Origin of the sequence: Pontibacillus chungwhensis BH030062 (genome assembly GCF_000770675.1) — a bacterium.
GTDB classification, from domain to species: domain Bacteria; phylum Bacillota; class Bacilli; order Bacillales; family BH030062; genus Pontibacillus; species Pontibacillus chungwhensis.
Map to the genome: position 1 here is coordinate 40,891 of NZ_AVBG01000008.1, position 14,491 is coordinate 55,381.

Consider the following 14,491-nt stretch of genomic DNA (forward strand, 5'->3'; position numbering starts at 1 on the left):
GGTTTCTTCCCCTCCTAAAATAAAGCCTTTTCTCTATTATATCTCAATCTCTTTCTTTAATACTAGTCCAAAAGAATGATTCATTTTACAAGTATGTAGTGTGGTAGAAAAAGAAATACTAGATATATAAATACAGATATTCCGTATAAATTTTCACGAAATAGAAGTCTTTTTACGAAAGTAAGAGGCAAAAAGGATGACGCGTAGCGCCACCCTTTGAACAAATTGCCTATTAGATAAACACCGGTTCAAGCTGCCAGATCCCACTTGCATACTCATGAATGGTCCGATCACTTGAGAACTTGCCGGAATGTGCGATGTTGTGTAAACTCATGCGCCTCCATTCCTTTTGATCCGCATACGCTTTGGCAATGCGCTGCTGGGTATCAATATAGGCAGAGAAGTCCTTCAGCACGAAGAATTCATCGTGATCAATTAAGCTATAATAAATGGACTTAAAATCTACGTCTTCTTTTACAAATGTTCCATTCATCAGCTGGTCTAAAATTTGCTTCAACCTTGGATCTTGATTATACATTTCGCGGGCATGATAACCACCATTCTCATAATAGGAAAGAACTTCATTCGGCTTAAGGCCAAATAAGAAGATATTCTCCTCCCCAACTGCTTCAGCGATTTCAATATTAGCCCCATCATGTGTACCGATTGTAACAGCACCGTTCATCATAAATTTCATATTTCCTGTCCCTGATGCTTCTTTACTTGCCGTTGAAATTTGTTCACTAATGTCTGAAGCCGGGATGATTCGTTCTGAATCTGAGACCCCATAGTTCCGGATAAAAACAACTTTAATCTGGTCATTAATTGATTTATCGTTGTTGATGACATCCGCAATTGTATGAATCAGCTTTACAACACTTTTGGCTAAATGATAGCTCGGGGCGGCTTTACCACCAAATATGAACGTGCGCGGCGTAATTCTGCTCTTTGGGTTTTCCTTTATCCTGCGATAAAGATCCATAATATGAAATACATTCAAAAGCTGACGTTTGTAAGCGTGCATACGTTTAATTTGGACATCAAATATCGAGTCAGGGTCCACAGAGATTCCGTATTGATCTGCAATATGATTGGATAGCCTCTCTTTATTGTGACGTTTCACGTAAGCGCTGGCTTGTTGAAGTGATGGATCATTGGTTAAAGATTGCAAATTCATCAGGTCACTAGGGTTCTTTAACCACGTTGAGCCAATCGCTTCTGTAATGACTGATGTTAGGTCAGGGTTCGCATACATTAGCCAACGCCTGTGAGTGATGCCATTTGTCTTGTTATTAAACTTATGAGGTTCCCATTCGTAAAAAGGCTTCATCAATTCCTTCTTAAGAATGGTGCTATGAAGCTTTGAAACACCATTTACGCTATAGCTTCCTACAACAGCTAAATTGGCCATATTCACATACCCATCAGCAATAATCGCCATGTGGCGAATCTTCTCCCATTGACCAGGATACGTTTCCCACAAGGTCTTACAAAAGCGCTCATTAATCTCATCTATAATCATATAAATTCTCGGAAGAAGCGTTTGCATTAGATCAACGGACCATCGCTCTAACGCCTCTGCCATAAGTGTATGATTGGTGTAGGAAATCGTCTTCTTCGTAATCGACCATGCCTCATCCCAACCTAACCCTTCTTGATCCATTAACAGGCGCATCAACTCAGGAATAGCAAGGACTGGGTGAGTATCATTCGTATGAATCGCCACTTTATTCGGGAGCTCTGACAAATCGTTGTTCATTCTTTTAAAACGACACAAGATACTTTGAAGGTTCGCTGATACAAGAAAGTATTGTTGCTTTAACCGAAGCCGCTTCCCCTCTTCTGTCGAATCATCGGGGTACAGGAATTCCGAAATGGCTTCAGTCGCTTTTTTATATTCAATAAGACGGTGGTAATTGTGGTCATTCATTTGATTGAAATCAAAATCCTTAATAGCAGACTCCGCACTCCACAAGCGGAGAGAATTCACCGTTTGATTCTGATACCCGACAATCGGCATATCATATGGAACAGCCAACACGGGTTCATAATCTTCGTGCACAAACGTTAGTTGATCATCCTTTTCATAAGACGTTACCCGTCCCCCGAATCGGACTTCAACAGCTTTATCCGATTTCCTAAGCTCCCACACATTCCCTTCCCTCAGCCAATAATCAGGGATCTCTACCTGATACCCATCTATGATCTTCTGCTCAAATAATCCGTACTTGTAGCGAATTCCGCACCCATGCCCAGGAAGTCGAAGAGAAGCCATTGAATCAAGGAAGTCAGCTGCAAGACGCCCTAATCCACCATTTCCAAGACCAGCATCAGGCTCTTGCTCTTCGATCCTGTCCAAATCAATCCCCAATTCGTCCAGTCCTTGCTCGCACAATTCACGGATTCCTAAGTTCATCAAATTACTCTTCAATAACTTCCCTAACAGAAACTCCATAGACAGATAATATACTTGTTTTTCACCCTTATCCCGGTACTGATTATTCGTGGTAATCCAATTTCGACTAACATATTCCCTAACCATTGCTCCAAGCGTTGCATACTGGTCTGATGGAGTCGTTTCCTCCACACCTTTCCCATGCATATTCACTAGCCTTTCTAGGTAAGCCTCTTTAAAAGCATCTACGTTTCGAAACATTATAACCGCACCTCCTGATCAGTGTATGAAAGAAGCGTTTTATATAAATTTACGTACGATTTAGATGGTTCATTCCAGCCATGGTCTTCAGATTTAATATTTTGCACAATACGCCACCAAAGTAACGGATCTCTATAAAAGTGAAGGGCTCGCCGCACGGTGAAAAGCAAGTCGTGAGCTTGATAAGGGGCAAAACTAAATCCGTTTCCTTCTCCTGTAAATTCATTAAAGCTCTTAACGGTATCCCTCAGCCCACCTGTTTCTCTCACCACAGGGACCACCTCATATTGAAAAGCCATAGACGCCCTTTCCCCTCCTGGTTCACATTGAGAAGGGATTAACGATAGATCCGCCGCAGCGTACGCCTGCCTAACCAACTCTTCGTCCCACCCACTATGAACGAAAAGCTTTTCTTTATACACGTTCTGCCATTCTTTCAAACGGTGCTCAAAGCCCTCACTTTCTCTTCCTATGATCAGAACTTGTACTTCTTCATCTAATAATTCTTCTAAGACAGGTAAGAGGATTTCTATTCCCCTTGAATATGCAGCTGTAGAAACCATAATAAGAAGAGGAACTTCTCTTACCGCCAATGAAAGGTGTTGTTGAAGAGCCCTTTTATTCATAGCCTTCCACTCTTTCAGTGGGGGGTGACAGACGAGTGAAGGATCTGTATAGGGGTCATAAACAGATAGATCTATCCCATTAAAGATTCCTACAAGTTTAGATTGTTGTTCACGTAACACACCATCAAGACCTTCGCCGTAATCGGGAGTGAGAATTTCATCAGCAAAAGTTTTACTTACTGTTGTAAGTAAATCCGCATGTATCAGAGCTCCTTTCATCAGATTGACCTTGCCATAGTACTCACAGGTATCTTCATTTATACTGAGCAGATCCTTAAAGGTTCCGGCTGAATAGACTCCTTGTTGATTCAATTGATAGATCGTGAATAGGGTCTTTATGGAAGCATAATAAGTGTTATGCATATACTCTTCTTTTAACAAATAAGGAATGAATGCTGTTTGCCAGTCATGCGCATGCAACACATCTGGCTTATCACGAAGCTTTGGAAGAACTTCTAGAACGGCTTTACAGAAAAAAGCAAAGCGCTCCGCTTCATGAAAGGATTGAGGGGCACCATAGATCTCCTCTTTCCCAAAGTACTCGTTTTGTTCTATAAAATAATATCTCAGTCCATCAAACTCTGCTTCTCTCAAATAACAAACCTTCTCTCTCCAACCCAACTGCAACGAACATACTGTTTTAGTTGTCATCAACGCTCGAAAATGAGAAGGAATCGCTTTATATAAAGGTAGTATAACGCTGAGGTTAACATCTTGTTCCTGAAGAGCCCTTGGCAAGGAACCTAGTACATCAGCTAAACCTTTCGTTTTACAAAAGGGCACACATTCTGAAGCGATATGGAGTACGTTCATTTTTCATCTCCTCACTCGATTGATCGTATATGTGATAAAAGACATATAGAAAAATGTATGCTCAGGAACAACAAACATGCCCACTTTCCGTTCATGGTTACTTTGAATCAAATAAAAAAAGCCTGGTCATTTCACATGACCAGGCTTCTTCATCCTTCTATACTTCTCCAAAGAGTCAGAGATGCATAACTTTTATATGGACTCCAACCAGTACTCATAGCCTCAATATCATCTTGTTTAGGCTTTGATTCAAATCCAAAGTAGTGCTTTAAAGCATTTTGGATACCTATATCAGCCTTAGGTAAAAAGTTAGCTCGTCCTGCTCCAAATAAGAGCCAATTCTCTACCGTCCAAGGTCCAATCCCACGAATTTTGGTGAGCTTCTTCATAACTTCTTCGTTATCTAATGTCGTGAGTTCTTGCAAGTTAAGCTCCCCATCAACAATCTTTTGAGATGTATCGATTACATACTCAGCTTTTCGCTGGCTAAATTGCAGAGCACGTAGCTCTTCATAAGGGATTGTTGCTACGCGCTCAGGTGTTGGATAAAACCACACGCCATCTATTTGATTACCGTATGCCTGAACAAAGCGCGTACTCAATGTGTAGGCGAATTTCATATTAAGCTGTTGATGAATAATCGTTTTCATCAGGCAATCATATGGATGATAATCTTTAACAATCGGCGTGGCAGGATGATCCTTAAACAACTGATCAAGGTTCGTATGGAGAAAATGCTCATGAACGTCTTCAAGATTCACATCCCACTGAAATAAGTCGTGTATATGATGAAGCAGCTCTTCTTTCCGCTCTACGGAATCCCCTTTTATAACAAAGGCAGGTTCTTCTCTTGTGCCAGTCCCTTCTACTTCAACAACATGCTGTTCTGAACCGATTTGGACAGGGATTTGCACCCATCTTTCTTCCCGGTTTAACTTACTCAACGGGTCGAGACTAAAACGTAGCAATGTGTAGTCAAAGTCATAAACCGTATCTAAATGAACATGTTCCTCCCAAGCGTAACGTGTCGACATATCAAGCCCCTCTCTTTCTATAATCTCAATGTCTTTTACGCTACCCTAAAACGATCCATATGTAACTTGATATGGTTTTGTTGTTTATCAGACTTACAAAAAAGGAACAGAAAATAATAGTTTGTAAACAAAGATGAAGAGGTGAAGATCATGGATGATAAATTAATCGTAAAAATTGCAACCATCGAAGTCCCCGTTTCAAATTTAGATAAGTCACAAGAGTTTTATACTGAAATTCTCGGCCTACACACGGTAGAGAAACAAGACCATGCCTGCTACCTTTCCTTTGGAGAAAAAGGAACAGCGACAATCAAATTAACGGAGACAAATTCGGTCTCTCCTTTACATTTCTCCAATTCCAACACGAATATCGAGCATAATCCTGTCATAGATTTTTATACAACAGACATTCATGCCTGTTACCACTTCTTCCACGAAGTGAATCTGTCCGTTACAGAGATCGAAGAAGCCGAAAAGGGAAAAATCTTTTATTTTCAAGACCCAGATGAACATTGGTTATGCATGAGCACAACCAACCATGCCAGTCAGTAAGGAGTTGATCTAATGAGCTCCGAGCAAATTGGGGCGGTTGATCCCCAACATGAAGCCTCACATAAGTTTGACTACTTCCTGCAAAAATGTGAAGACCAGGGCACAACAGTCTGCAGGAGAAAAGTATTAGCCCTGGGCTGTGGAGATGGTGCTTTCACAAATGCTCTCTTTCATCACGAAGCGCACGTCACAGGACTTGATTGTTCTACTAAGAAACTCGCTGATGCTAAAAGCAGAAACCCAAACATCACTTACCGTAAAGGCGATGCTGAACACTTGCCTTTTGAAAGGGACAGTTTCGATGTCGTCATAGCCTTTGGGGTATGGCATTTATTTGACCGCCCGAAAGTTTTGAGTGAAGCAAGCCGTGTCCTTACTGAACACGGAACCTTACTCATAGTTAGCGAAAAAGTTCTTTCCGCTAATGAAAATACCGAGACCGCTCCCTTTTTTCCTGAAGAATGGTACGAGGAATGGGAAGACACAAAGTGGCACATTAATAACCAATGGTCTGTAGAAGATGTTTCTTCCAAATGGTTTCCTGAGAAAACATTTTTCCAAAACGACCAGAAGTTGAATCAATTTAATTTGGTTGAAGTCGAGACGCACTACAACTGCATTACATTACAAAAATAGCGAGTCCTCTAAAAGCGAGGCCTCGCTATTTCTTATGGCGAAGATAATGACTGCAGTGGATTTGGCAGTAGATCTTTCAATACTAAATCATCAAGACTCTTAAATGTGTATCCTCTTTTACGAAGTTCATCGATCATATGTTCAAGAGCAAGTGCATTATCCTCTGAAACAGTGTGAAGCAGTATAATGGCCCCTGGATGGACTTGTTTTACAACACTTTTATATGCATATTCCCATCCCTTTTGACCGTCCGTGTGCCAATCCACAAAAGCTAACGACCAAAACATTGTAATGTAGCCCATTTTTTCTGTTTCAGCTAGGCTCCTCTCACTAAAGGTTCCTCTAGGAGGGCGTAGGTATTGCATGGATTCCTGATCTGTAAGCTTCGCAACAGCGTCCTCAACCCTGTCTAATTCTTTTTGAATTTTATCAGAAGAGGTTCTCGAGAAATCTGGATGATTCCAGGAGTGGTTACCAATAATATGACCTTCTTGAACCATTCGCTTCACAAGATCAGATGCGCTATTCACATAGTGCCCCGTTACAAAGAATGTTGCCGGAACTTCTTTCTCCTTTAATACATCTAAAATCTGTCCTGTGTACCCTTGTTCATATCCATTATCAAACGTTAAGTACACGACTTTTTCATCTGTATGGTCCATATAATAACCGCCATATTTCTCTAAAAGCGGTCCATATTTACCAACATCAGGAGGCTGTCCTTCCCCCACCTTACTGAACCCCCACCCATAGCTACCGTGAGCACTCACATTTGGCGCATAGAGTAAACACCCCGCCACCATACTAATAAGCAACCAAATCCTCACAAGCACACACCACCTTTTTACATTAGTCTTCATCACAACCACCAAAATATACATCACCCACCCTTCATCACTCTAACGCAGTGCAGCGTGCCTGACACCCTGCAGTGCTTTAGTGAAATGAAGGGTGCCTGACACCGTTTAGTGATTTAAAGTCATAAAAAAGCCTGCCCCGGTGTGGTGGGGCAGGCTGGTGGAACGATCGATTTATTCATTTATAAGATAATCGCTGCGACCCAACCGAACACAAACAATGGGATGTTGTAGTGTAAGAAGGTCGGAACACAGGTGTCCCAAATGTGGTTGTGACGACCATCAGCGTTTAAGCCTGATGTTGGGCCAAGGGTACTGTCAGATGCAGGTGAACCTGCATCGCCAAGGGCTCCTGCTGTACCGATAAGCGCTACAGTAGCAAGTGGAGAGAAGCCTACTGCTACACAGATTGGTACATAAAGAGCTGCTAAAATCGGAATTGTACCAAAGGATGAGCCAATCCCCATTGTGATCACAAGACCAACAACAAGGAGAAGGAACGCAATGATAATCTTATTATCACCAAGTTGACCAGATGTTTGTTCAACAAGGGCGTCAACTGCACCAGTTGTCTGAATGACATTAGCAAATCCAGAGGCAATAAGCATAACAAAGGCAATCGTCCCCATCATGCCAATACCTTCTGAAACAACTTGATCACCTTTCTTGAAAGGTACAATACGGAAAGCAAACATAGAAACCAGTCCAGCAAGTGCACCGAACACCATGCTACCTGTATACCACTGAATACCAAGGGCAACAATAATGGCAACAATCGTTAATGCATGCTTACGACCAAAGGTTTCTACTTTTTCGTCAGAAGCAGCTACTTCAGCTTTTTCAGGATCAACCTGAATAATCTCCTCAGGGTCACGTGGTTTACGATACGTAAACAAGACCGCAATAAGGAGTCCAACAACCATTCCTAAACCAGGAATCAGCATCGATTGAGCAATTTCAGGCACTGAAACGCTCACTCCATTTTCTTTCATAGAGTCTTGAATAGTCTGATGGAAGATCAGGCCAAAACCAGCCGGAATCATAAGGTAAGGAGCTTTCAAGCCAAATGTTAAAGCTGTAGCTACCCCGCGACGGTCGATCTTCATTTCATTAAACAACTTTAATAGCGGTGGAATAAGAATTGGGATAAAAGCAATATGAACCGGAATTACGTTCTGGGATAAAGAAGCAACACCTGCAATCACGAATAGAAGCGCTACTCGTTTCCCCTTCATCACCTTTAATAAATTTTGGACAAGAATGCCTGTAATACCTGAATAAGCAATCGTAACAGCAAAGGCTCCTAATAATATATAACTTAGAGCAACCTGCGCCTGACCACCCATACCGTTAATAATCATATCTAGCGTATCCGTCAAACTCGCACCAGTCATAAGCCCGCCTGTAAGCCCTGCAGCTAATATGGCAATGATAACGTTGACGCGCAGCAAGCTTAAAACCGTCATAACAAGCACAGATACGACAACTGACCAAGCTAGCATATATTAATACCCTCCTATAGTCTTCAAGAAATTTGTATTTTTACGTTATTGTATTAGTTCGTTAACAATTTAACATGGTAAAGGACTAACGTAAAAAAATCAACCCTCTTGATTAAAAAAGGGAGGTGGAATATTTGTACAAAAAAAATGCCCAGCTGGGCATTTTTTTATGATTAACCTATTCCAACAACGTGTGGGTCATACATTAACTGTTGCATCTCTAAGTGACTATCGCTAGTAAGAAGATCTTCTTTGGTTTGGAACTCTTCAACTCCAGCCCCACCAAAATTTACGGCAAGAGCTAAAACCAGAGCACTAATTAACATAATTAACTTCTTCCTCATTTTTATCCCACCCCCTTTTCTTCAGTTCCTTAAGTGGTAAGTTTGCAAAGAAGACATCTTGATATTCTTCTTTTAGCCTCTTATATGAGTTATATAATAAGTTTTTATCATTTTTAGCTAAACCCAAGTAATATTCCTGAAAAGGTGTTAAGTATTCAAAGTTTGACAAAATTTCTATAGCTTTGTCTAAATTACCTGCTGCTATGGCTAAGTGAGCAACCTCTGAAGGTTCAGTAGTTTCTACACCTTTATATATTCCGTTAGAAGCAGAAATGAAAGGAATTACTTGCTTCTCTATAGCTTGTCTCATATATGTGAGGTTATGTTCTTTAGAGATACGTAATGCCCGATCAGCATATTCCTTAGATTTGTCATATCCTTCAAAAATATAAGTCTGAGACAAGCAAAGCAAGGTGTAGCATTTTTTCTCATAATTAGATAATGTATTATCCAAAATGTTAAAAGCATATGTTCTGGCAATCTCCAATTCATTTCGTTTCCAATGGTAGTGAAACATTAACTCATTTTCCCGCATCTGAAAGTAAATCCTTAATAATGTATTATCAATGTGTAACAAACTAGCGGTTAATTCATCATGATAGTCTTCTATTTTTTTAAAGTCTTGAATGTCACAATGGCTATAGATTCTCAAAAATAACTTTAACGCTTGTAGATTTAAGTCTTCAGTTTTATATTCGTTAAGAAATTCAAGGATGTTTTTTTGGTAGTCTAGCTTATACAATCTACGATTTAATACATGTTGATAAACGTAGCCCCATTCCTGACTAGTTTCATCATTTGAAGAGCAATTTATTTCTATAAGCTTTTGTAAGTCTTCATCAAACCCATTCATATAAAGAAATTCCATCCCTACTCTTTTACTTTCATAAGAATGGCACATAAAACAAAACTCTTTAGCTAAATGCAAAGTAGTTTTCTCATCATATTCCTTCGTTAACTGTTGCAACACGGTAAACAGCGCAGGCTCATCGGGGCCTACTAACTGTCGAACCGACTCTAATTGCTCAGAAGAACAGATTGGACCAGTTTCTTCATTTCGCATATGCTAATCCCCTTATATAGAAGATTGAATTCACATCTGATCGTTTTTTAGTAAGATGCCAGAATTCTTGGTGCTTTCTGAGGTTCTTTTCTAAGGTGTCCTTTTTCACATTTCTGCATTGTCAATGATTCTCTGTGACTATCTTAGTTATCATCTTAATATAAAAATGGAAGTTTTACCATTCTAAATGTTTAAAAATGAAGAATTTATAGAAAAGTTAAAACAAAAAGTAAACTCCTATAAAAGTTGTCAGATCGATTTATAAACCCCAACCCGTATTTACCGTTCGACTCATTTCTCTTACTTGTGATTACCTATATAGATATAAAAAAAGACACCCGTAAAGGTGTCTTTTCATTAAAAGCGTTCTTCTAAATCTTCAAGCATTTTAATTAAACGATCCACATCTTCGACAGATGTTTTCTCTGGGTCTAACTCGTCAACTTTCGTCATAAACGTATTTAGACGTAATTTCAGTTCATCAATTTTAGCTTCGTTACTCATGGATGTGCTCCTTTTTGATTGAAGTCATGTAGCTCTATCCTATTAGAAAAGTCGTAATTTGTCTAATGGCGCCTAGTGTTTATAGAGTCGCACTTCCGTTCATGCTATAATATAGCCAACATACAGCACGACGGAGGTGTCGATATGGAATGGATAAACAAATTGCAAGACTGGTACGGAGTTTTTATTCAAATATTTGAATATAAAATCGTTCAAGTCATAGTTGCGATTCTTGTCGTTTTTATAGGAATCCGGTTCATCAGACGTTCGATTCGATCTTTCTTTTATCGAACTTCTTTCATAGAAGAACGAAAAGAAAAGACGCTTGAATCAATGATTAACTCCATTGTTTCCTACACAGCTACAATCGGAATTATTATTTATATTCTTTCTGTCTATGGCGTAGAAGTCGGAAGCATCCTTGCCGGGGCAGGGGTCATCGGTATTATTCTTGGCTTCGGTGCCCAAAGTCTTATTCGAGACATCTTATCTGGGATCTTCTTTATTTATGAGAAGCAGTTACATAAAGGCGATTTTGTCTCGATTAACGACAAGTTCATCGGGACTGTTGAAGATATTGGGCTACGCTTCCTTAAAGTACGGCAGTGGAGCGGGAAGCTACTAACCATTAGTAATGGACAAGTAACTTCGATCCAAAACTATAATATTGATCATATGCGCGTGATTGAGGCTATTACAGTTAGCTTCACTGAGGACCCAAAGCGTATATTCACACTTTTAGAAGAAACTTGTGAACAGCTTAATGAAGAACTTGATCAATACCTTAAGAAAGACTTAACAAAGACGCCGATTCAACCATTCCAGGTGTACGGCATGACCTCCTTAAACAAAGATCACAGAGGATATGAATACACCATTGTTGGATTAACCGAAGACCTTGTGTACTGGACTGCTGCGAAAGAAGCCAGGAGAATGATCGCTGAAAAGCTGTTTGACTCTGGCGTTCAGATGTCACTACAACATATTGACCTTCCATCTCCGACATCAAATGAACAGAACCAATAAAATGCCTGCCCTCTATAAAGGGACAGGCATTCTTTATTGCTGTAAAGGACCACCGCGTGCCAGACACCCTTTAGTACTCTAAATCTCTAAATGGTGTCTGGCACGCTTTGTTTGGCTAAAGTGTTATTGGATGTTGAAGTTGAAGGAGATGTGGTCTTGGATTGGGATCCAGGCTCCGATTCCTTGTTTGGTTACGTTTTTTACAACAAGGTATTTTTTTGAACCTTTTAATTCAATATATACTTCTCCAAATGTAACTTTCCCTTTTTCATTTACGGCTGGGGCAAAAGCACTTAATGTTCCGATCTTTTTAGGCGGTATACCGTAGGAGTTGTCTTTCTTTGTTCCTTTACCAAACACCGTATGGAACGATAGTGGTAAATCTGTATTCTCCTGCGCCTCAAGGAGCATCATCTTTTTGATGTCTTCTGTTTTTTCAATCTTAGCCGTTAAGCCACCTTTGATATGCTTCTCAGCCTCTTGATTATAATTAAGCTTTTGCGTCTCTTTACCACCAAGATTGTTTAATTGGTTTTGGTTAATCTTTTGGTACTGCCAATTAATACTTGTTTCTTCTGATTCATATTGAAGTGGCCAGTGCCCCATATAGATCATGCCACGATAACCAATCGCTACAGGTGACGGTTTTAAGTTCGTTTCATTAAGCATCTTAATTAACTGAGGGTTCTCAATTTTCACTTCAGAACCTTCAATTAACTCTCTTGTTAGTTCACTTGGCTCTAACGTCACTTGATCTTGCGTTGAGTTAGGATAAGTATTGTCTTTTGATATGTTTAATACGTGACTTGGAATCTTGCCTTTTTCATCCTGACTTTCATCAGAGCCTTTCTTTTCAGCTGCATTCACAAACCCAGGAACAAGTAGGACGATAGCGACAATAAGAGCAAGGAATTGTTTCATATCTATTTTCATCGGTCACTTTCCTTTCGATTTTTGCTTAGTTTGAACGTCCTCAGGAGTTTGTATGCATACAGAGGTTCATTTCATACACAAAAAAGAGCTTCACTGCTCATGCAGCAAAGCTCTTTCCCTTTTATACAAAATTAGTTTAGCTCGATCGCTTCAACTGTTTCCTCAATCTCGATGCTACCTTTAACGGATTGAACCATTGAGCAGTTCTTGCTAGATAACTCTAAGTTCTTTGTAAGCTTCGCTTCATCAAGGTGTGATCCTTTAACGACAAAGTGCAAATGAATCTTCTCAATTCGATTGGCTTCAGCTTCATTACGAGTAATATCAGCTGTCACTTTAATATCCTCATAACCAATACGCTGCTTGTCTAAAATTTGACGATAAACAGAAAGACTACAACTTGCAATGGAAGATACCATCAATTGAAACGGGCGAAACCCTTTCTCCTCATCAGGTGAAATGTTAAGTTGACCAAATTCCGTAGATGTACGAACACCTTCATTTTTCAAATAAAATTGTAGTTGTGGCATGATGCTTCACTCCTTTTCAAATTTAGTTAGATTTCTTGTTACTTATAGTGTAACCGTTCTTAGTGGATTGATAACGTAATCTGCTTACATTAACCCTTCATAACTTTGCCACAAGGTCCTTTATGAAACAAGAGACTTAACCGGATTTTTCTTGCTATTTCCAATGAGCGTTAGTAGCATAAACAGATGAACAAGTTTTGGAGGACGACATAATGGCTTCAACACGCTTTCGCTTTACAGCATTAATTCTTTTAGTTTCGATTTCAGGCTTTACCCAAGGGATGCTCCTTCCGTTAATTGCAGTTATTTTAGAGCAAAACGGTGTCTCTTCATCAATTAATGGACTACATGCGACTGGATTATATATTGGCGTTTTACTTGCATCTCCCTTTATGGAAAAACCTCTTCAACGAATCGGTTTTAAGCCCATGATTTTACTAGGTGGTGCGCTTGTCTTTGTATCCATGGCCTTTTTTCCATTCTGGGAATCTTTATGGTTCTGGTTTATCTTGCGCGTAACGATTGGAATCGGGGATCATATGCTTCACTTTGGAACGCAGACTTGGATTACAACAACGTCTCCTGAAGAACGGAGAGGTCGAAATATTGCGTTATATGGCTTATTCTTTGGTGCCGGCTTTGCGATTGGCCCATTAATGACAAGGCTCGTGGATATCCATATTGCATTACCATTCTTATTATCCGCCGGTCTCAGTATACTTGTCTGGTCTCTTATGCTTTTTGTACGCAATCAGTATCCAGAAGATGATGGAGGATACACCTCTTCTTCAAGCTCTTTCTCCCGCTTCTTTCAAGCCGGAAAACTAGCTTGGGTAGCATTCCTGCCTCCATTTGGATATGGCTTTCTAGAAGCCACCCTACACGGCAACTTCCCTGTGTACGGAATGCGTATTGGACATGAAGTGGGTATGCTGTCATTAATCATCCCTATGTTTGCAGTTGGAAGTATTCTTTCACAACTTCCCCTAGGAATCCTTAGTGATAAAATCGGTCGTAAAAACGTGCTTATTGGTGTAATCCTCGCAGGAATCGTTTGCTTCTTCCTTGCTTCGATCTATGAGGAATCTGTAGCCTGGTTATTTGCGTTATTTACAATTTCAGGCATATTTGTAGGATCGATCTTCTCGCTCGGTATTTCTTACATGACTGATATACTACCAAAGAGCCTATTGCCTGCCGGGAATATTATGTGCGGAATTTCTTTTAGTATCGGGAGTATAATTGGACCCTACACAGGAGGAGTCTTTATTGACTTATTGCCTGAAGCGTCCTTCTTCCACATCATCACTACCATGCTCATCCTAATATTAATTCCGATCTCCCTAAAGAAAGAAGCACCACTCGCTTCAACACAATAAAGACCCACAGCGTGCCAGACACCCTCTGTCACACTA

14 protein-coding genes are annotated in these 14,491 nt (G+C 40.1%); 4 read left to right on the plus strand and 10 right to left on the minus strand.

From position 1 onward, the window contains the following. Window positions 1–232: 232 nt before the first annotated feature. The 3 genes from N780_RS11320 to N780_RS11330 form a co-directional block, all read right to left on the minus strand. Entirely contained in the window at window positions 233–2,656 is a 2,424-nt protein-coding gene (locus tag N780_RS11320) for a glycogen/starch/alpha-glucan phosphorylase (RefSeq protein ID WP_036783964.1), read from the minus strand. Next, complete coding sequence (locus N780_RS11325; RefSeq protein ID WP_036783966.1) at window positions 2,656–4,095, minus strand: glycogen synthase; 1,440 nt, start codon at window positions 4,093–4,095, stop codon at window positions 2,656–2,658. The genes N780_RS11320 and N780_RS11325 overlap by 1 nt, the downstream gene beginning before the upstream one ends. 149 nt (window positions 4,096–4,244) lie before the next feature. Further along, complete coding sequence (locus N780_RS11330; protein ID WP_036783968.1) at window positions 4,245–5,129, minus strand: DNA-3-methyladenine glycosylase family protein; 885 nt, start codon at window positions 5,127–5,129, stop codon at window positions 4,245–4,247. A gap of 150 nt (window positions 5,130–5,279) precedes the next feature. Between N780_RS11330 and N780_RS11335 the strand changes: the two genes are divergently transcribed. Beyond that, entirely contained in the window at window positions 5,280–5,681 is a 402-nt protein-coding gene (locus N780_RS11335) for a VOC family protein (protein WP_036783970.1), read from the plus strand. A 12-nt stretch (window positions 5,682–5,693) separates the two neighbouring features. Then, on the plus strand, window positions 5,694–6,317 hold the full coding sequence (locus tag N780_RS19255; protein WP_052115028.1) for a class I SAM-dependent methyltransferase: 624 nt from the start codon (window positions 5,694–5,696) through the stop codon (window positions 6,315–6,317). Window positions 6,318–6,349: 32 nt separating this feature from the next. On the opposite strand, the gene pdaA is transcribed toward N780_RS19255, so the two are convergent. From pdaA to N780_RS20065, 5 genes are all read right to left on the minus strand, one after another. Continuing rightward, window positions 6,350–7,120: a delta-lactam-biosynthetic de-N-acetylase gene (pdaA, locus tag N780_RS11345; RefSeq protein ID WP_036784293.1), complete on the minus strand. Its 771-nt coding sequence runs from the start codon at window positions 7,118–7,120 to the stop codon at window positions 6,350–6,352. Between the two features lie 236 nt (window positions 7,121–7,356). Continuing rightward, window positions 7,357–8,676: a Na+/H+ antiporter family protein gene (locus N780_RS11350; protein ID WP_036783972.1), complete on the minus strand. Its 1,320-nt coding sequence runs from the start codon at window positions 8,674–8,676 to the stop codon at window positions 7,357–7,359. Window positions 8,677–8,849: 173 nt separating this feature from the next. Continuing rightward, the gene (locus tag N780_RS19875; RefSeq protein WP_156969162.1) at window positions 8,850–9,020 is read right to left on the minus strand and encodes a hypothetical protein; all 171 of its coding nucleotides are present in this window, start codon (window positions 9,018–9,020) and stop codon (window positions 8,850–8,852) included. Next, window positions 8,992–10,083, minus strand: a complete 1,092-nt coding sequence (locus N780_RS11355; RefSeq protein ID WP_036783974.1) for an AimR family lysis-lysogeny pheromone receptor — start codon at window positions 10,081–10,083, stop codon at window positions 8,992–8,994. The genes N780_RS19875 and N780_RS11355 overlap by 29 nt, the downstream gene beginning before the upstream one ends. A 357-nt stretch (window positions 10,084–10,440) precedes the next feature. Further along, window positions 10,441–10,587, minus strand: coding sequence for an SE1561 family protein (locus N780_RS20065; RefSeq protein ID WP_188655004.1), 147 nt, complete (start codon window positions 10,585–10,587; stop codon window positions 10,441–10,443). Between the two features lie 144 nt (window positions 10,588–10,731). Here N780_RS20065 and N780_RS11360 point away from each other — a divergent pair, with 144 nt between their 5' ends. Further along, window positions 10,732–11,613: a mechanosensitive ion channel family protein gene (locus tag N780_RS11360; RefSeq protein WP_052115029.1), complete on the plus strand. Its 882-nt coding sequence runs from the start codon at window positions 10,732–10,734 to the stop codon at window positions 11,611–11,613. 123 nt (window positions 11,614–11,736) lie between these two features. Here N780_RS11360 and N780_RS11365 read toward each other — a convergent pair whose 3' ends face one another. Both N780_RS11365 and N780_RS11370 read right to left on the minus strand, forming a co-directional pair. Continuing rightward, window positions 11,737–12,546 (minus strand): YfkD famly protein, encoded by an 810-nt coding sequence (locus N780_RS11365; protein ID WP_232299530.1) that lies wholly within the window; start codon window positions 12,544–12,546, stop codon window positions 11,737–11,739. Window positions 12,547–12,677: 131 nt separating this feature from the next. Further along, window positions 12,678–13,076, minus strand: a complete 399-nt coding sequence (locus N780_RS11370; RefSeq protein WP_036783975.1) for an OsmC family protein — start codon at window positions 13,074–13,076, stop codon at window positions 12,678–12,680. 212 nt (window positions 13,077–13,288) lie between these two features. Between N780_RS11370 and N780_RS11375 the strand changes: the two genes are divergently transcribed. Next, window positions 13,289–14,455: an MFS transporter gene (locus tag N780_RS11375; protein ID WP_036783977.1), complete on the plus strand. Its 1,167-nt coding sequence runs from the start codon at window positions 13,289–13,291 to the stop codon at window positions 14,453–14,455. The last annotated feature ends 36 nt before the right edge of the window (window positions 14,456–14,491 follow it).